Here is a 17,112-nt window from a genome sequence, read left to right on the forward strand (position 1 = left end):
TTGGGGGGATGTGGTGGACAGGGCTGGACTGACGAATTCCACCAGAAAACCGCAGATTTCCGTAGGTTTCCGACGGCGCACTGCGGGCAGATGTGTAGCAGTATTGTGGTGGCCCAACAAGAGCTACGGCGGTAGGCAATTCCACGTAAGTTAGCTCAAGCAGATCCGGCAGTCCTGAAAGCGGTTGATCGGCGTTTCTTGTGGGTTAGAATGTTTGCGATCTATGATGAAAAAAAGAACCAAGCCTCAAAAAACAAGCGTCTCCCGGCGTGGGTTGCTTTACATTTTCAAGAAACCTTTGACAGTCATGACAAGTTAATGAAGATTGCACGACTGACCACTCAAGGCCTGTCTCTGCATATTGCGAGACCCAACCTCATACGCGTTCTCGTCAAGTATCAGGATATTGCTGATGATGGGAAAAAATTAGATAGCAAGACTGCTGAGAAACAGATAAAAGAAGCGGAGAGCGATGCCAGTTTCATAAAGCGGGAAGCGGATAAGGGTTTTCCTGTACTGAACGGTTTCATTACGATTGCTCTTTGGAGCTTATTGGAAGAATTCGCGAAAGGCCTAGTCGCTAGTTGGCTGCTTCATCGACCATCTACATTGAGCTCTCCAGAGATAGGCCGTATTAAAGTTAGAGTAGGCGATTATGCTACCCTGTCGAGGCAAGACCGCGCGCTACTTTTGGTCGAGATGCTGGAACAAGACATCAGCAGTCCGCTCAAAAATGGAATAAATCGATTCAACAGTTTGCTCGGCATCATCGGCATAAATCCAAAAATATCAGCAGAAACCAGTCGAGAGATATTCGAGTTTCAGAAAATACGGAATGGATTAGCGCATAGGTCTGGAAAAGTTGATCGTAGATTTAAAGAGGATTGCCCATGGTTAAATTTGAAAGTTGGAGATGATCTCAGTTTGAACCACGGAATGGTAGTACGTTATGCCAAGGCAGTTTCCGAATATATAGTCGAAACGTTGTGTTGTGTAGGCGACGCTTACGGACTTCCCATCCGATCCGATCTGCTTGAACGTGAGGCTGCCCGAGTGCAGAGCTAGTAAAACAACGCAGGGCATCAGCCGGGAGAGTGACAACTCACTCAGCCAGCCCTCGGGCCTTCATCCGCTCATAGAACGCATCTACCTCCCGGCGACGGCCTCTCTGCATCCTTCGCCGCTCCTTTGCGCACCCTCGGCACTCTGTCTCGCGTCCATCGGGCTTGCGGCGGTCCACGGTGTAAGCATCGAGCGGTAGCGCGGCGCGGCAGGCGCGGCACTGCTTGGTCCCCATAGGCCTCTCTTGATGTTCTTGGTCTCAGCTAGGCAGCGCGGCCGGAGATTCGAAACTTCCCCGGCCCGCAATCATCGGTTCACCCCTCACCCAGCCATAGGGTTGCGCTGCCATCGCCCGAGAGAACCTCTAGGCGCACATATGGCACCCAGTTGACGGCTTCGAGGCAACTCACCGTATCGGCAGCGCGTAATTCACGCCACTGCGCTTCGGGCGATACCCGCCCCAATATCCGATAGGTCGCCGTGCCTTCTACAGCCACCTGCACGGGGAGGAGCCATCCGTGGAGTGCACGGACAGCGAACAGATTTTCGACAAACCCGACGCCTGTCTGGGCAATTTTCATGATAGATTTCCAAACTAAAAAGGGGCCGCTGTTGGCCCGAGATGGGTGCCGTGTGCGGTGGTGCCGCTAGGCAGCTTTCTTCTCCGCCCGCTGGATAGCGGCCCGGCTGACTCCGTATTCCTTCGCCAGTGCCCCGAGGGAGACCCCTGAGGCCCGCTTGGCCTGCACTTCGGACAGCTGGGCAGCCGTCAGAGCTGAGGGACGCCCGAGTGCTTTCCCCTCCGCCTTCGCCCGCGTCAGGCCTGCTTGCGTCCGTTCAATGAGCAAGTCCCGCTCGAACTCAGCCACGGCTGCTATGACGGACATGGTCATCTTTCCGGCCGGGCTGGTGAGGTCAACCCCGCCAAGGGCGAGGCAGTGAACACGGATACCATCGTTAGCCAGCTGTTCCACGGTAGCCCGCACGTCCATAGCGTTGCGCCCTAAACGGTCCAGCTTGGTCACGACGAGAACGTCTCCGCCCTCCATCCTGTCCAGCAACCGGGCAAAGCCCTTGCGCTCCATCGCTGGCACGGAACCGGACACGGTTTCCGCCACGACCCGCTTTGCTTCGACGGAGAAGCCCGCAGCTTCGATCTCCCCCAGCTGGTTGTTCGTGGTCTGATCGGCTGTGCTGACGCGGCAATAGGCAAAGGTACGGGCCATCGTTGATCTCCATGTATCGAAAACATGGCTCGGAAATAAGGAAGGATCGAAACCCCGTCAACCCTAGTTTTCGTTACAGGGTGAGCTGAGGGCTCGCAAACGGACGATTTCGTGCCGTTCGGCTGGCCTCTCTATTCTCGGTCTACCGCAATTAGGATTCGCTTGGACTCAGCCCTTTCCTCAGGATCGGCGGAATTGCGTGGGGATATTCGCGCTAACGGGAAGGTCTCGTTAAGCGAACTTCATTCTTGATGACCGGCGGCCTTGGCCCGCCTAGATGGATAGCCCTCATCAACAGACGGAGGGCAAAATGGGAATAGCGATAGAGTTCGCATCGTGGCGCTGGGGCCATGTGGAAGGATGGACCCGCAATTGGGAATGGGGCTTCGGTCGGATGGACCGGGAGGACTGTTCCGTGATCGGTCAAGGCAGGAAGATCGCAGGGGGCACCCGAGGTTCTCTGAGGGCCGGAGAATGGGATGCTGAGGCCGCCCTCGGCGGCTTTGCGGTCTGGTTCTATCTCCGCCGTCCTCGGCCACCAGCAACCGGTAAGGAGATTAGAGAAAGCTGCAAGGCTTTCCTAGACCGGCTTGAGCAAAGGACACAGGGCAAGCAGGAAGCGGCTTGAGGCTCAGAGGGGCGGGTGTGTTGATCCCATGGGGGTTCGCTACACCCGCCCCCCTTCAGGCTGCAACCTAGCCACTCCGACGGCGCGCCGTCCGGTCACTCCGGCGGCACCCCCTATGGGGGGAACTCACCAAAATCGTCCGTACGTAGGGGCCTTCGGAGATTCGCAATAAAACTAACGGACCTCCAAGGGCACGCTAACGGGTCCGCTGGCGTACCTACGGGCCATCCTGAAGGCGCTCTGCGGTGCCCTGTTGTTACCGAGCAACTTCATGGCGAAGTTGTCCCGGTCTCGTGGGTCGCTGAAGTGAGAAGCGAGAAATGCGATTTGGAATCGACGGGGGCTCATGGGTGCTCCTGAAGGGTGTGTGTGTTGATTGTCGCTGAGAGTTGACCCGGGAGGGTTATAAATTTCCACTGAGATTTGACCCATGTTGAACTCATCCCTGGCTTTGATGAGCGAGGGATCATGGAGTGTTGGACATGGCGTTATTGAGCATTATTCGGCGCTGGCATTTGCGCGATCATTTACCGATCCGGGAGATAGCGCGACGCACGGGACTATCCCGTAATACCATCCGTAAATATCTGCGTGCAGGGACTGTGGAGCCCCGGTTCAAGGTGCCGGAGCGGCCGAGCAAGCTGGATCCGTTTGCCGAACGATTATCGGCATGGCTGAAGCGGGAGATGGGACGCCCGCGCAAGCAGAAGCGCACGATGAAGCAGTTGCACGCCGATCTGGTCGCGCTGGGTTATGACGGTTCCTATGGCCGGGTTGCTGCCTTTGCACGAGCCTGGCGCGACGATTACCGGCAAGCGCAGCAGATGAGCGGTCGCGGCACCTATGTGCCGTTGGCGTTCGCGCCGGGAGAAGCGTTCCAGTTCGACTGGAGCGAGGACTGGGCGATCATCGACGGGGTACGCACCAAGTTGCAGGTGGCGCACTTCAAGCTCAGCCACAGCCGGGCCTTTCTGGTGCGGGCCTATTTGTTGCAGACGCACGAGATGCTCTTCGACGCCCATAATCACGCGTTCCGTGTGCTGGGTGGCGTTCCGCGCCGGGGCATTTACGACAATATGCGCACCGCCGTCGACAAGGTCGGGCGCGGCAAAGAGCGGACCGTCAATGCCCGCTTTCTGGCGATGGTCAGCCACTACCTGTTCGAGGCCGAGTTCTGCAACCCGGCAGCAGGATGGGAGAAAGGCCAGGTCGAGAAGAACGTTCAGGACGCCCGCCATCGCCTGTGGCAACCTGTCCCTCAGGCTGAGAGCCTTGATGCGCTCAACCTGTGGCTCGAACAGCGCTGCAGGGCCTTGTGGCAGGAGATACCGCACGGGATCGAGCCGGGTTCGGTCGCGGACGCGTGGGCCGACGAAGTGCAAAGCCTGATGCCGATGGGCAGGCTGTTCGATGGCTTTGTGGAACTGGGCAAGCGCGTCTCGCCGACCTGCCTCGTCCATCTGGACCGGAACCGCTACAGCGTACCGGCATCCTTCGCCAATCGGCCCGTGTCATTGCGGATTTACCCTGACCGTATTCTGGTCGCTGCCGAAGGTCAGGTGATATGCGAGCACCAGCGCATCATCGATCGGTCGCATCATCTGCCGGGCCATACTGTCTATGACTGGCGCCATTATCTCGCCGTCGTCCAGCGCAAGCCCGGAGCGTTGCGCAACGGTGCGCCGTTCCTCGAGATGCCCGATGCCTTCCGGCGGTTGCAGACGCATCTGCTGCGCACCCCTGGTGGCGACAGAGAGATGGTCGAGATCCTGTCACTGGTGCTCCATCATGACGAACAGGCCGTGCTGACTGCGGTCGAACGGGCACTGGAGGCTGGCGTCCCGACCAAGACCCATATCCTCAACCTGCTGCATCGGCTGCTCGACGGAAAGCCCACCGCTACGCCGCCGGTGACGGCACCGCAGGCATTGAGGCTGGTCAGTGAACCAATGGCCAATGTCGAACGCTATGATGCGCTGCGTCGGGAGACACGCCATGCGTCATGATCCTGCCAGTGGCGCTATCGTCGTGATGCTCCGAAGCCTTAAGATGCACGGTATGGCACAGGCCGTTACCGATCTCATGGCACAGGGATCGCCGGCGTTCGAAGCCGCCGTGCCCATGCTCTCACAGTTGCTCAAAGCCGAGACGGCCGAACGGGAGGTGCGCTCCGTCGCCTATCAACTCAAGGTCGCGCGGTTCCCGGCCTATCGCGATCTTGCCGGCTTCGACTTTGCCAGTAGCGAGATCAACGAGGCGCTGGTTCGTCAGCTCCATCGTTGCGATTTTATCGACGTTGCCGACAATGTCGTGCTGGTTGGCGGCCCGGGCACCGGAAAGACCCATGTCGCCACCGCGCTCGGTGTGCAGGCCATCGAACATCACAGGAAGCGGGTGCGGTTCTTCTCCACTGTCGAACTGGTCAACGCCCTCGAACAGGAAAAAGCGCAAGGCAGGGCCGGACAGATCGCTAATCGGCTCGTGCACTCCGATCTCGTGATCCTCGATGAGCTGGGCTATCTGCCGTTCAGTGCATCAGGCGGCGCATTGCTGTTCCACCTGCTCAGCAAACTCTATGAGCGCACCAGCGTCGTCATCACCACCAACCTCAGCTTCAGTGAATGGGCCAGCGTGTTCGGCGATGCCAAAATGACCACCGCTCTCCTCGATCGCCTCACCCATCACTGCCACATCCTCGAAACCGGAAACGACAGCTTCCGCTTCAAAAATAGCTCTGCCCAGCAGGCAAAACCAGAAAAGGAGAAAACATCATCTTGACCCACAGGACGTAACCGAAACATATATCCGAGACGGGTCACTTCTCAGTGAAAATCCCGGGTCAACTCTCAGCGACCATCAACAATCGGCCTTCTGCTTTGTCGAGACCCCTTCCCCATAGCTGCGGCTGGACCCGGCCTCTGATCGACCGGCCAACGCAAGAGCAGTTCTCTCAGGCAATTCCGCTGCCCTCAGTCGATCCTCAAAGCCATGACGGAACGAGTGCATTCCCAGCTTGCGACCGTCGAAATCCATTGCCTTGACGCGCGCGCTGAAGCGCTCGCCCAGCTTTGCGGCAACCTGTCCCCGATCATTCACCACGCCCTCAGGAAACAAGAGAAATGCACCCGCCTCCCTTCGATGCTGGACATACTCCAAGAATCCCAAACGGATGAGCTCAGGATGTACCGGAAGTGTCCTGCGGGATTCCCGCGTCTTGAGTTTGCGCTGTCCATATTCACGGACGTGCAGAACGGTGACGCCGTCCTCTTCGTCGATGTCCTCGACACGCAGCCCCCCAGCCTCCCCGTTCCTGAGACCATGATAGAGACAAAGAAGGGGCACCCAGAAAGCGCCACCACCCTGCTTGCGCTCAGGGTTCCAAGGGGCGTCCCAAGGAGCCGAAGCGAACAGCTTGTTCAGCTGGTCCACTGTGAACGGGTCTCTCCTGTCCAAATCGGAAACAGGGTCATGGACTTGCAACCCCTCGAACGGGCTTGCCGCTATCCACTGCTCTCGCCTTGCCCAATTGAACACAGCAGCGATATGAATGAGGTAGCCGTCGTTGATGGTCTTGGGTTGCACCTTAGGCAGCCCTAGCGCCCTGCCCTTCACTATTGCCTGTGGCACGGTTAGCCCTTCCAGCTCCTTGCGCTTTCCCATGTTCGCCGGGAGCTCCTCAAGAAGACTGCGGACCATCTTGGCGTCGGCGCGGGTTATGCTCGCCACCTGCCGTCCCGGGAACACCTCTCGCAAGAACCTGAAAACCGGCGCAACGCCCTTCTTTGTTGAGCCGCTCCATTTGGGTGATTTCTCTGCCTCGTATTCGGTTATGAGGTCGGCCACCGTCCTCCCGGCTTCCTCCGACGCCGGAATCTCGCGCATGGCGCTATCCTCCGGCCTATAGTCGGCAGCTCCCTCTAAATGTGCAACGGCGGCCCGGTGCAGCTCCACGAACGCCCGCATAAGCATTCGCTGAAGATGTTCATAGGAGGGGTGATCGTCGGGTACATCTAGCCCCGCCTGCTCCACCATAGTGCGGCTCACGCCCGCCACAGCTCCGAAGCTATTGCGGCCCAGCGATGCCTGAGCGGCCCCGAGGCGCTCCTTAGCGTCCCTGAGCAACTCGCTGTGCTTCGCAGGATCAAGAGCTCTCCGCACCACGAAACTCGGAAGGCTCGCCTCAAAAAACTGCACGGCCATGCGGTGGCACTCATCATTCGATAGCTCGCCGCGTGGAGCTTTTGCCAGCTTGTCTCGCGCCTCTCGAACTCGCCGGTTGTATTCAGCGACTATGAGCGCAAGGTTTTCCTGCGCCCGCTTCTTATCCTCCTCGCCGGTTGATGCGGTGAACTCGCCCTTGAGAATATGAGCCACATCTGACGGCCACCGCTTACGGACCTGCCACTTCGCAGACCCCCTCCGCCGGGACAACTTGAACATCTCTTCCATGCCTTCCGTGTAGCAAGAATGTGTAGCAATGGAAGGTCGAAAAGGGAGGATTTCTGCGGATTTCAATCCCTTAGTGGGATGTGGTGGACAGGGCTGGATTCGAACCAGCGTACGCTCTCGCGGGCAGATTTACAGTCTGCTGCCATTAACCACTCGGCCACCTGTCCTCGCTCAGCGCCGCCCTGCGGGGCGTAAATCGCTGTCGGAGCCGCGCTCATGGCGAAACGAGGCTTGCCTGTCAATGCTTGTTGGTGAAAAGAGCGGGATATGAAAAGAGGACACAGAACCGGCAAGCCCAAGGGCGGCTTTCCCCGCCTTTACGGCCGCCATGCCATCATCGCCGCGCTGGCGAACCCCGACCGCGTCGTGCGCAAGATCTGGGGCACGCGCGACGCGATTTCCGCGCTGGAGCTGCCGCCCGTGCTGCCCATCGTCTATTCCGACGTTGCCGATCTGGGGCGGATGGTGCCGCATGACGCGCCGCATCAGGGCATTGTGGCTGAGGTCGAGCCGCTCGACGATATCTGGCTGGGCGATGTGCTGGAGGAAGGCGCGGAGGAAGGCCCGGCAAATGCGCGCCCCATCCTCGTGCTCGATCAGGTGACCGATCCGCACAATGTCGGCGCGATCTTCCGCTCGGCGGCGGCGTTCAATGCGCTGGCGATCGTGACGCAGGACCGGCATTCTCCACCCGAGAGCGGCGTGCTGGCGCGGGCGGCGAGCGGCGCGCTGGAGATCATGCCGTGGGTGCGGGTGGTGAACCTCGCCCGCGCGCTCGATGAGATTGCCGACGCGGGCTATTGGCGCATCGGGCTGGACGGCGAGGCGAGCGAAACCCTGTCCGGCGCCTTGAAGGGCGCGGGCAAGGTGGCGCTGGTGCTGGGCGCGGAGGGCGACGGCCTGCGCCACAACAGCATGGCACATTGCGACATGGTGGCGAAGCTGCCTATCAGCCCGCGCATGGAGAGCCTCAACGTATCGAACGCCGCCGCGATCGCGCTTTACGCCGCGACGAATCGGTGATTGACTGATCCTCGGAAAGAGGGGGATGTATCATGACATTCTACGCCCGTATCTGCGCCACGCTGGTGCCATTGCTTGCGCTCTCCGGCTGCCTGCTCAGCCCGGGGAAGTTCACTTCGAGCCTTGATATTCGCAAGGATGGCAGTTTCAGCTTTGCCTATGCGGGCGAGGTTATCGTCGCCGAGCCTTCGGGGCAGATGCCGGGGATGGCCGAGGGAGACGACGGCAAGGCTTCCGCTCCGGCAAAGTCGGCGCAGGCGGCAAAGGAAACCGCCGCCAAGACCAAGGCGATTGCCGATGCGCTGGCGAAGGAAAAGGGCTTCCGCTCGGTGCGCGTAACCGGGTCTGACAGGCTGAGCGTCGACTACCGGATCGACGGCAGGCTCGATCACAGCTTTGTCTTTCCGTTCAACATCGACGCCAAGGCGATCATCCCGTTCCTCGCGATAGAAGTGCGCGCGGACGGCAAGGTGCGGATGATCGCGCCTGGCTTTGGCGAGGAGGCGAGCGGCCCGGCGGCGGGGCCGATGGGCGATATGGGCGGTGGCGGAGGCGCGAAGGAGCGCAACGGCACGTTCACGCTCACCACCGATGCCGAGATCGTCAGCCAGAATCAGGAGGACGGCGCGAAGGATGGGCCGCGCGGCAAGCAGATTGTCTGGACGATTACGCCCGAAACGCGCGTGGCGCCGATGGCGGTATTGAAGCTCTCAAAATAAGGCTGGAGGGAAGCCCGCTGTGCTGCGCGCTTCCCCCCGCCCCTCTCCTGGCTCTCAAAGCTTATGCTGCCGCGCGGTAGCCGGTCTTGCCTCTGGCGGCGTCACGCACGCGGTTGGCGCTTAAGGCGACGCGGAATTTCTTGATCTGGTCACTCAAGGAATCCGCCTCCACCGCGAGGGTGCGCGAGGCGGCGTTGCTTTGCTCGGCCATGGCGGCGTTCTGCTGAGTCATGCGGTCCATATCGCCCACGGCGGCGTTGACATGATCGAGCGTTTCGGCCTGCGTCACCGCTGCTGCCGCCAGCTCCTGCATCGTGCCGCTCATCTCGTTGATGCGGGCGACGATATCCTGCAATACCGTGCCCGCGCGGCCGACGAGGCTGACGCCCTTTTCCACCTGCGCGCCGCTCTTGGAGATCAGATCCTTGATGCCCTGCGCGGCGTCTGACGAGCGCTGCGCCAGAGCGCGCACCTCGCTTGCCACCACGGCGAAGCCCTGCCCCGCATCGCCCGCGCGGGCGGCCTCGACCCCGGCATTAAGCGCGAGCAGGTTGGTCTGGAAGGCGATGCCCTCGATCACGTCGATGATCTGGGCGATCTCGCTGGAGCTCTGGTGGATCTGGTCCATCGCCTCGACCGCGCTGGCGACGACCTGCCCGCCCTCGGCGATCTCGCGCTGCATGATCGTCACCGTCTCGTTCATCGTCTTGGTCTGGGTCGCGCCCTGCTGGATCATGCCGGTGACTTCGCTCATCGCGGCGGCCGTCTCCTCCAGCGAGGCGGACTGGCGCTCCGTCCGCGCGGCAAAATCGTCTGACGCGACGCGGATCTCGTCCGACCCGCTGTGAATATGCTCCACGCTATAGGCCACCGCCGCCATCGCCTCGTGCAGCTGGCGCACGGCGCTGTTGAAATTCGTCGCCAGCTCACCGAACTGGCCCTGCATCTGAGGCATCGAGACGGTGAGGTCGCCCTGCGCCATGCGCCCCAGCACATCACCGAACTTGCCGAGCATATCGTTGCGCATCTCCTGCTCGGCATCGAAATAGGTCGACACGGCAATCTCCATATCGAGCATTGCCGCGCGGATCAGCGCCACCAGCGTCTTGGCCAATCGCTCCATGCCCGGCAGGCGGCCATAAGGCGAGGTCTTCACCAGATGGACGATCACGTCCGCCAGCACATTGGCATAGCCGCCGATGTACCAGCGCGGCTCCAGCCCGATCTTCGAATGGATGGTGCCGATATGCTGGGCGCGCATCGCATATTCGGGCGTGGGGCGGCCGGTGAACAGATGCCCCCAGTGCGCCACCTGCGCCCGGCGGGCATTGTTCATCGCCTCGGGCGAGCTGAACTTGTCCCGCAGGTGCGGCTGGGCGGAGATCATGCGATAGAATTTGTCGAGGCTCTCATCGCCCATCTGGCCGAGCGCCTTGCGGACATAGGGGTAATAGTCCTCGTCGCCCGCCATGTTGAAAAAGCCCAGGCGCTCCCGCAACTGATCCGCCACATCCGCATCCATGATCCGCTCTCCGAAAAGGGTTTCAGGGCGCATTATAGGAGCGGCGCGGGAGGGCGCGGGCGGCGGCGGCGGAAAAATTAACCATGGCGGTGGCGGGGGGCTATTGGATCGGCAGACGCAGGCCCGCCTTCTATGGCGACGAGAGGAAATCAGTCGGCGTGTCCCGCCCATTTCGCTTGAGAAATGGGCCACAAAGACCGCAGGACGCGCAGGCGAAGATGTTGGATCAGCAGGCGCGGGTCCGCCTTCTCCGGCAACGAGAGGAAATCGGTCGGCGCGTCCTGCCACGGGCATCGGGCATCGAGGACACTTATGGTCTGGCGCATTCGATGGATGCGCCTGTGCTTGTTTGGCGGGCCAGCGGTCCTGCTCTTCCCGTATTAAGCGCTGTTGCGCTTGCCGCAGTGGCAAGTACGGAGCTCAGTGGCAATTATGGTTGGCCGGATCGCACCTGGGAGGGCGAGCTTGCGAGCGAGCGGAGCCGATCAGCGCCACTCCCCGGGCCCGGGCATCCCCTGTGCCACCCGACGCCCCTACAGGACATCGTTACTGGGCACCGCCGGTTCGTCACCTTGGGACACGGATATATCCGGTTTTCGCCCAATGTCTTCACGCCGACCGACAGTTGCGCGGCTGTTTTCAGCGCAGGAAGGAGCGTCCCCACACCCCGGCCCGCAGCACCGCACAAAGCCCATCCGCTTCGCACCCCTTGGCCTTCGAGGGAGAGCGGACGGGAGGGGGTGTATCAGAGCGGGTGGGCTGTAGGACAGGGGATTTTGGGGCAGGTTCAGTGTCATTAAACAAACCGCTGAATGTTGCCTATATGTCACACATATGAACTCTTTTTGTTCTGCACCGATAATAAGCTTGCGCCTGTTGGAAAATAGCTCATCAAGTAGGACGTTATCTGAATTCAATCAATATATGGTATTCAGAGAGCTAGAAAGGAGGTTGTATGAGCAAGATGTTTAAACCGGGTCAGTCTGCTCCCGTTTCGGGTCAGTACGGTATATTCGGTCCGCGTGGTGGAACTACAGGCGCGGAACGCACTGTCAGCAAAGGCGAACCCCTTCCACCAACACCGAAGCCCGGTATGGGTTATAAGTTGGTTGATCGGACCAAGCACTGAAGCGCGATAGGGCAATATAATCTGGCTCGATCTTAACAAGGATTGGCAGGCGGCAACTAAAACAAAATAGTCAGACACCGAATTCCGTTCGAATCAGTCAGAATCGAAAATTGAACTAGCGCTTTGGGAAGGGCGGCTAAAAAGGTCGCCCTTTTCAAGTGAAGGAATTAGGAGATAGATGAGCAGCGCCAGATCGACGAATTGGGGAAGACAAAGGATGCAATTCGTAGTAGGGTTATTAAAGTAGATATACTGGCAACACAGCTATCAGCGACGGAGAAAAGGCCATGAAATCCAGCAAGCGGACAACTGCGGCCTTGACGGGCGCAATGATGGCCTTAGTAGTTCCAGGTCAAGCCGAGGCTACAAAGATCATAGGAAGTCTCACGACTGACAGCAGTGGTTATGCATATATTTCGTTGCCGCTACTAACGGCCCACTGGAATGGCGAAACTGAACTGATATTCAAGACGCCGTTCAGTGTAACTTCGCAAGTGGTCGGAACAACTACAGAGCATGTCTATTCTCATCCCGGCTATCAATTGCTCGGAATTTACAATAACGTACTTAAAACGCCGCTACAGACCACCACATTATATAGGACAATTTATTCCGTTCCCAGCTACTATCCTTGGTATCGGGGAAATCGCCTGTATAGCGAATTCTCAAATCTGGAGGCTACGCTAAACGTAATTTCGGCGCCTGGAACCAAAATTGACTATGAGATGACAGTATTGGCGCTCCCCGAACCCTCCACATGGGCGCTGATGATCCTCGGCTTCGGGGGCATCGGTGCGGCGATGCGGCGTCGCGCTTCAGCGGGGCGTGTGACTGCGCGGGTTAGCTATAGCCAGTAAATAGCCGGGGGCGTCGAAGCCCTCAGCCCCCAGCCCTCACCGGAAATTGTCGGCGTTGGCGAACATGCTGGCATTACTATTTCAAGTTCGGAGACAGACCATGAAACTCGGCAAGTGGGCATGTATGGCGATAACCGGCGCGGCGATAATGATGGCCGCTCCGGGGCAGGCAGGAGCCGAGGTGTATGTCATTACGATCTTCGGGCACGTTACTGATTTTCAAGATCAAACAGGGGTTTTTGGGCCGGGTGGCAAAGGCGGAGATATAGTCCCCTATAAGTCTGTTCATCTGGTCTCCGTTCCTTCGTCCGGCGGCAACAGCTACTACGATGGTACAAATACTATTTATTACGGAGGACGAGATTACGGTGATCAATCTCCTGTACGATCGAGCATCACTATCAAAGGTCACACCGTAAGCGATTCCGGTGCAGTCATTAATGGCAATATCTTCAACCCTAATGAAGGTATGATAAATCCGATATCGAACAATACCCCCTATACATACAACATATCTTCCTTCACATATGGGGGTGGATCAATACATGTTAGTAACAGTATTTACAGTCATTTTTCAGTTTCAAGCGATAAGTTTAAAAACGGAAATTTATTGAATAGACTTAATTACATATTCCAACCCACGGACAACGTGGGAGGCGGGTTTGAATTTACTACGCAAGATCTCACAAAAGGCATATATACTGAATATGCGCTTGGATCACTTGTTCCGCATCAGATCAACATCAAGCCGCTGAGCGCGGGTTTCGTCCCCGAGCCCTCCACATGGGCGCTGATGATCCTCGGATTCGGGAGTATCGGCGCGGCGATGCGACGGCGTGCGTCGGCGGGGCGTGTGACTGCGCGGGTGAGCTATAGCCAGTAAATAGCCGGGGGCGTGGAAGCCCCCACCTCTCACCTAAAATTATCGGCGTAGGCCTGTAGCTTCAGCGCCTTGGGCGCGGGCAATGTCACATGATAGCTGACGCCTTCGCGCTCGGCATAGGCCTTGGCGGCGTCCAGCGAAGGAAAGGTGAGGCGCAGCTGCTGGCGCGTGTCGCCGGAGCCTGCCCAGCCGGTGAGCGGATCGGGCCGCTTCGGCTCGGCGGGGTCGAACTCCAGCACCCAGGTCGATGTGCGCGCCTTGCCGGATTGCATCGCATTCTTCGGCGTCTGATAGATATGCGCGGCCACGTCGTTTCTCCCTGAACCCGATGCCCTCCCCTATGCCCAGCCGGGCGGCTTCGTCAAGATTTGCGTTTGGTGCGCAGGGTGGCGGCGGCGCTCGCCGGGTCGTCCGGCCAGTGATGTTTGGGGTAGCGCCCGCGCATTTCCTTGGCGACATCGGCCCAGCTGCCCGCCCAGAAGCCGGGCAGGTCGCTCGTCGTCTGGATCGGGCGGCCGGCGGGCGAGGTGAGGCTGAGGCGCAGGGGCAACCTGTCTGGCCCGATGGTGGGATGCTCGGCGAGGCCGAACAGCGCCTGTACGCGCAGCTCCACCTCCGGGCCGCCGGGCGCGTCATAGTCTATCGCGGCTTCATGGCCCAAGGGCGTCAGGAAATGCGGCGGGGCGAGCGCATCCAGCCGTTTGCGCCCGTCCCACCCCAGCGCCAAGTCCAGCACGGCGCTGAGGCCTTGCGGGTCTATGGCGGCGAGGCGGCGCTTGCCCTCGATGAGCGGCGGGAGCCAGTCGTCCAGGCTGGCGAGGAGCGCGGGGTCGGATATCTCGGCGACGCCCGCAAAGCTTGCGCGGCGGCGCAGCGACAGGGCGGCGTGGCTCCACGGCAGCAGGGCGAGGCCATGGGTGCGTACGGCTTGCGTGAGCACGCGGGTGACCTCTGCCGCATCGGGCGCGTCATCCCCCCCGCTCGCCAGCGCGATGGCGCCGAGCCGGGTTTCGCGGCGGGCGTCGACGCCTCCGGTGTCGGCACGGAAGCGCACGCTGCGTTGCTCGGTGATGCGATCTGCGAACAGGCGCTCTATGTCACGCCGGTCCAGCGGGGCGGCGGAGAGGATGCGCGCGCCCGATGCCGCGCCCTGCACCGCGCCGACCGCGAGCCATTCGGCGCGGGCGAGCGGGCTGGCGGGATCGAGGCGGAAGCCCCTGCCCCCGGCGCTGATCCACTCCGCGCCATCGCCGCCGCGCCGCTTCGACACCCTGTCAGGGAAAGCGAGCGCCAGGCAGAGGCCGGCGGCATGGGGTTCGTCTGCGTCGGCGGCGGCGGGTGTGGCGTCGCCATCCCCCTCGCCCACCATGCGCGCCCAGCGGTCCGCCAGCCTGCGCGCGGCGTCGGCGCGGCTGCCCTTCTCTTGCGCGAAACGGCGGAGGCGCTCGGCCATATCCTCGCCGGTGCCGCCAAGGCCTCGCTCCCCCAAGAGCGCGGCGATGCGGGAGGCGGTGCGCACCAGACCGAGGTCGCGCGCGGCGAGCAGCATGTGGGCGATGCGCGGCTCCAGCGGGAGTTTCGCGATGGCGCGGCCATGCGGCGTGATCCCGCCTGCCGCATCGAGCGCGCCCAATGCGGTGAGGCGGGTGCGGGCCTCGGCGAGCGAGGCAGGCGGCGGCGGGTCGAGCCAGCGGAGCGAGGCCGGGTCCGCCACGCCCCAGATCAGGCATTCGAGCAGCAGGCCGGATAGGTCGCTCTCCATTATCTCGGGCGGATCGAACGGGGCGAGGCCGCCGGTCGCTGCCTCCTCCCACAGCCGATAGGCGACGCCCGCCTCCTGCCGCGCGGCGCGGCCCGCCCGCTGCGTCACCGCCGCCTGGCTCGCCTTTTCCGTGACAAGGCGCGTGACGCCCGCCGACCGATCATAGCGCGCGCGGCGGGTGAGGCCGCTGTCCACCACGATGCGCACGCCGGGCACGGTGAGGCTCGTCTCGGCGATGTTGGTAGCGAGGATGATCTTGCGGCGGCCGTGCGGATCGGGGCCGAGGGCGCGGCGCTGGTCCGCCGGTTCGAGCGAGCCGTGGAGGGGGAGAACGCTGGCGCCCGCCAGCTCGGCAAGGCGCTCTGCCGTGCGGTTGATCTCGGCCACGCCGGGGAGGAAGGCGAGGATGTCGCCATGCGCTTCGTCCATGAGCGCGCGGCGGCATGCGGCGGCGATCTCGTCCTCGATCCGCGCTTCGGCGCGGCGACCGATGTGGCGCAGGGCGAGCGGATGGGCGCGGCCCTCACTTTCGACGATCGGGCAATCGCTCATCAGGCGGGAAAAGCGCGCCCCATCGAGCGTGGCGGACATGGCGAGCAGGCGCAGGTCTGGCCGGAGCGCGCCCTGCACATCGAGCGCCAATGCAAGGCCGAAGTCGCTGTCGAGGCTGCGCTCGTGCACCTCGTCAAACAGCACGGCGGAGACGCCGCCAAGCTCCGGGTCGTCCTGTATGCGATTGCGGAAGATGCCTTCGGTCAGCACGAGGAGGCGGGTTTGCGCCGAGAGGCGGCTGTCCATGCGGGTGGCGTAGCCGACAAGGCCGCCGGGCTTCGTGCCGGTCAGCTCCGCGAGGCGCTCGGCAGCAGCGCGCGCGGCGAGGCGGCGGGGGGAGAGCAGCAGGATCTGACCGGTGCACCACTCCTCGCTGAGCAAGGCGGGCGCCACCGCCGTCGTCTTGCCCGCGCCGGGCGGCGCGACCAGCACCGCGCCGATATTGCGCCGCAACACATCGAGCAGCGTCGGCAGGACCGCATGGATGGGAAGATCATTCATGGCCGGGAAATCGCGCGAAAGTCTGCGTTGAACTGTTTGCTTCGCAGGACCTGCCGCAAAACATGGTGAATCAAGTGTTGCATTTTCTGCAATCGCGAATCCAGCCTTTGCGTTTGAACCATGGTGCGCCGCAACATAGATAGGCCCTGCAAACAAAGCACAATATGTTGTTCACAGGAGCGTACCATGAAAAACATCGCTGATCTCGGCTTTACCGCGTTCGCTGGCGTCGTTTCGCTCGGCATTCCCGCGATGGCCTATCTGACCCTTTTCGGGTAAATTGCGGATTGCGGCGTGCCCTTCAAGGCGCGCCCCATACCGCCGGACCAGATCGCCCCTGCCGCGCTGCGGCGGGGGTTTCTGTTTGTGGGCGGCGCGGGCAGCCGCAGTCAAAGCCCGCCGAGGCGGAGAATATGCGCATATTCCGCCGCACCCACCGGGGAGACGGACAGGCGAGACTGGCGCAGCATCACCATATCCTTCAGCGCCGGGTCGGCCTTCATCGTCTTGAGCGTGACCGGCCGGGGCAGCTTTTCGACCGGAGCGACATGCACCGCCATCCACCGGCCCGTGTCGTCGGTACTGTCCGGCGCGGCTTCCCCGACAATCTCCATGATGCCGACAACTTCCAGCCCGATATTGCTGTGATAGAACAGCGCGCGGTCGCCGATCTTCATCGCCTTCATGTGCATCTGCGCCAAATGGTTGCGCACCCCGTCCCACTCGGCCTTGCCTTTGCTGACGAGGTCGTCCCACGAGAAACAGTCCGGTTCCGATTTCATCAGCCAGTGGTTCATCG

General features: G+C 61.2%; 15 protein-coding genes and 1 tRNA gene. 7 read left to right on the plus strand and 9 right to left on the minus strand.

Annotated features, from left to right (window positions below):
• The first annotated feature begins 210 nt into the window (after positions 1-210).
• On the plus strand, positions 211-1,065 hold the full coding sequence (locus OOT33_RS06340; RefSeq protein WP_307749157.1) for a hypothetical protein: 855 nt from the start codon (positions 211-213) through the stop codon (positions 1,063-1,065).
• Between the two features lie 311 nt (positions 1,066-1,376).
• On the opposite strand, the gene OOT33_RS06345 is transcribed toward OOT33_RS06340, so the two are convergent.
• Positions 1,377-1,643 carry a hypothetical protein gene (locus OOT33_RS06345; RefSeq protein WP_307749158.1) on the minus strand — a complete coding sequence of 89 codons (267 nt, stop codon included), beginning with the start codon at positions 1,641-1,643 and terminating at the stop codon, positions 1,377-1,379.
• A 66-nt stretch (positions 1,644-1,709) separates the two neighbouring features.
• On the minus strand, positions 1,710-2,288 hold the full coding sequence (locus tag OOT33_RS06350) for a recombinase family protein (protein WP_307749159.1): 579 nt from the start codon (positions 2,286-2,288) through the stop codon (positions 1,710-1,712).
• Positions 2,289-3,398: 1,110 nt separating this feature from the next.
• Between OOT33_RS06350 and istA the strand changes: the two genes are divergently transcribed.
• Positions 3,399-4,922, plus strand: coding sequence for an IS21 family transposase (gene istA / locus OOT33_RS06355; protein ID WP_307748224.1), 1,524 nt, complete (start codon positions 3,399-3,401; stop codon positions 4,920-4,922).
• A complete protein-coding gene (gene istB / locus OOT33_RS06360; protein WP_307748225.1) occupies positions 4,912-5,694 on the plus strand; it encodes an IS21-like element helper ATPase IstB in 783 nt (260 codons plus the stop codon). Before istA ends, istB begins: the two co-directional genes overlap by 11 nt.
• Positions 5,695-5,772: 78 nt before the next feature.
• Here the strand turns inward: istB and OOT33_RS06365 are convergent, their stop codons facing one another.
• Both OOT33_RS06365 and OOT33_RS06370 read right to left on the minus strand, forming a co-directional pair.
• A complete protein-coding gene (locus OOT33_RS06365; protein WP_307749160.1) occupies positions 5,773-7,365 on the minus strand; it encodes a tyrosine-type recombinase/integrase in 1,593 nt (530 codons plus the stop codon).
• An 81-nt stretch (positions 7,366-7,446) separates the two neighbouring features.
• Positions 7,447-7,532: transfer RNA gene (locus tag OOT33_RS06370), tRNA-Tyr, on the minus strand.
• Between the two features lie 100 nt (positions 7,533-7,632).
• Here OOT33_RS06370 and OOT33_RS06375 point away from each other — a divergent pair.
• Both OOT33_RS06375 and OOT33_RS06380 read left to right on the plus strand, forming a co-directional pair.
• On the plus strand, positions 7,633-8,388 hold the full coding sequence (locus tag OOT33_RS06375) for a TrmH family RNA methyltransferase (protein ID WP_307749161.1): 756 nt from the start codon (positions 7,633-7,635) through the stop codon (positions 8,386-8,388).
• Positions 8,389-8,420: 32 nt separating this feature from the next.
• Entirely contained in the window at positions 8,421-9,107 is a 687-nt protein-coding gene (locus tag OOT33_RS06380; protein ID WP_307749162.1) for a hypothetical protein, read from the plus strand.
• Positions 9,108-9,168: 61 nt separating this feature from the next.
• On the opposite strand, the gene OOT33_RS06385 is transcribed toward OOT33_RS06380, so the two are convergent.
• On the minus strand, positions 9,169-10,629 hold the full coding sequence (locus OOT33_RS06385) for a methyl-accepting chemotaxis protein (protein WP_307749163.1): 1,461 nt from the start codon (positions 10,627-10,629) through the stop codon (positions 9,169-9,171).
• A 149-nt stretch (positions 10,630-10,778) separates the two neighbouring features.
• Positions 10,779-10,955 (minus strand): hypothetical protein, encoded by a 177-nt coding sequence (locus OOT33_RS06390; RefSeq protein WP_307749164.1) that lies wholly within the window; start codon positions 10,953-10,955, stop codon positions 10,779-10,781.
• Positions 10,956-12,045: 1,090 nt separating this feature from the next.
• Here OOT33_RS06390 and OOT33_RS06395 point away from each other — a divergent pair.
• Positions 12,046-12,615, plus strand: coding sequence for a PEPxxWA-CTERM sorting domain-containing protein (locus OOT33_RS06395; protein WP_307749165.1), 570 nt, complete (start codon positions 12,046-12,048; stop codon positions 12,613-12,615).
• A 100-nt stretch (positions 12,616-12,715) separates the two neighbouring features.
• Positions 12,716-13,498 carry a PEPxxWA-CTERM sorting domain-containing protein gene (locus OOT33_RS06400; RefSeq protein WP_307749166.1) on the plus strand — a complete coding sequence of 261 codons (783 nt, stop codon included), beginning with the start codon at positions 12,716-12,718 and terminating at the stop codon, positions 13,496-13,498.
• 29 nt (positions 13,499-13,527) lie between these two features.
• Here OOT33_RS06400 and OOT33_RS06405 read toward each other — a convergent pair whose 3' ends face one another.
• The 3 genes from OOT33_RS06405 to OOT33_RS06415 form a co-directional block, all read right to left on the minus strand.
• Positions 13,528-13,806, minus strand: coding sequence for an NADH dehydrogenase ubiquinone Fe-S protein 4 (locus OOT33_RS06405; RefSeq protein WP_307749167.1), 279 nt, complete (start codon positions 13,804-13,806; stop codon positions 13,528-13,530).
• 53 nt (positions 13,807-13,859) lie between these two features.
• Positions 13,860-16,313: an ATP-dependent helicase HrpB gene (hrpB, locus tag OOT33_RS06410; protein WP_307749168.1), complete on the minus strand. Its 2,454-nt coding sequence runs from the start codon at positions 16,311-16,313 to the stop codon at positions 13,860-13,862.
• A 389-nt stretch (positions 16,314-16,702) separates the two neighbouring features.
• Positions 16,703-17,110, minus strand: a complete 408-nt coding sequence (locus tag OOT33_RS06415; protein ID WP_307749169.1) for an EVE domain-containing protein — start codon at positions 17,108-17,110, stop codon at positions 16,703-16,705.
• Positions 17,111-17,112: the final 2 nt, after the last annotated feature.

It is taken from the genome of Sphingobium sp. DEHP117 (assembly GCF_030867385.1).
Taxonomy (GTDB): Bacteria; Pseudomonadota; Alphaproteobacteria; order Sphingomonadales; family Sphingomonadaceae; genus Sphingobium.

What these genes read in the sequence shown, in the direction of transcription:
- OOT33_RS06365 (WP_307749160.1), bottom strand. Translation starts at nt 7,365, where the DNA reads ATGGAAGAGATGTTCAAGTTGTCCCGGCGGAGGGGGTCTGCGAAGTGG.
- OOT33_RS06415 (WP_307749169.1), bottom strand. Translation starts at nt 17,110, where the DNA reads ATGAACCACTGGCTGATGAAATCGGAACCGGACTGTTTCTCGTGGGAC.
- OOT33_RS06395 (WP_307749165.1), top strand. Translation starts at nt 12,046, where the DNA reads ATGAAATCCAGCAAGCGGACAACTGCGGCCTTGACGGGCGCAATGATG.
- hrpB (WP_307749168.1), bottom strand. Translation starts at nt 16,313, where the DNA reads ATGAATGATCTTCCCATCCATGCGGTCCTGCCGACGCTGCTCGATGTG.
- OOT33_RS06350 (WP_307749159.1), bottom strand. Translation starts at nt 2,288, where the DNA reads ATGGCCCGTACCTTTGCCTATTGCCGCGTCAGCACAGCCGATCAGACC.
- istA (WP_307748224.1), top strand. Translation starts at nt 3,399, where the DNA reads ATGGCGTTATTGAGCATTATTCGGCGCTGGCATTTGCGCGATCATTTA.
- OOT33_RS06345 (WP_307749158.1), bottom strand. Translation starts at nt 1,643, where the DNA reads ATGAAAATTGCCCAGACAGGCGTCGGGTTTGTCGAAAATCTGTTCGCT.
- OOT33_RS06390 (WP_307749164.1), bottom strand. Translation starts at nt 10,955, where the DNA reads ATGCGCCAGACCATAAGTGTCCTCGATGCCCGATGCCCGTGGCAGGAC.
- OOT33_RS06375 (WP_307749161.1), top strand. Translation starts at nt 7,633, where the DNA reads ATGAAAAGAGGACACAGAACCGGCAAGCCCAAGGGCGGCTTTCCCCGC.
- OOT33_RS06385 (WP_307749163.1), bottom strand. Translation starts at nt 10,629, where the DNA reads ATGGATGCGGATGTGGCGGATCAGTTGCGGGAGCGCCTGGGCTTTTTC.
- OOT33_RS06400 (WP_307749166.1), top strand. Translation starts at nt 12,716, where the DNA reads ATGAAACTCGGCAAGTGGGCATGTATGGCGATAACCGGCGCGGCGATA.
- OOT33_RS06380 (WP_307749162.1), top strand. Translation starts at nt 8,421, where the DNA reads ATGACATTCTACGCCCGTATCTGCGCCACGCTGGTGCCATTGCTTGCG.
- istB (WP_307748225.1), top strand. Translation starts at nt 4,912, where the DNA reads ATGCGTCATGATCCTGCCAGTGGCGCTATCGTCGTGATGCTCCGAAGC.
- OOT33_RS06340 (WP_307749157.1), top strand. Translation starts at nt 211, where the DNA reads ATGTTTGCGATCTATGATGAAAAAAAGAACCAAGCCTCAAAAAACAAG.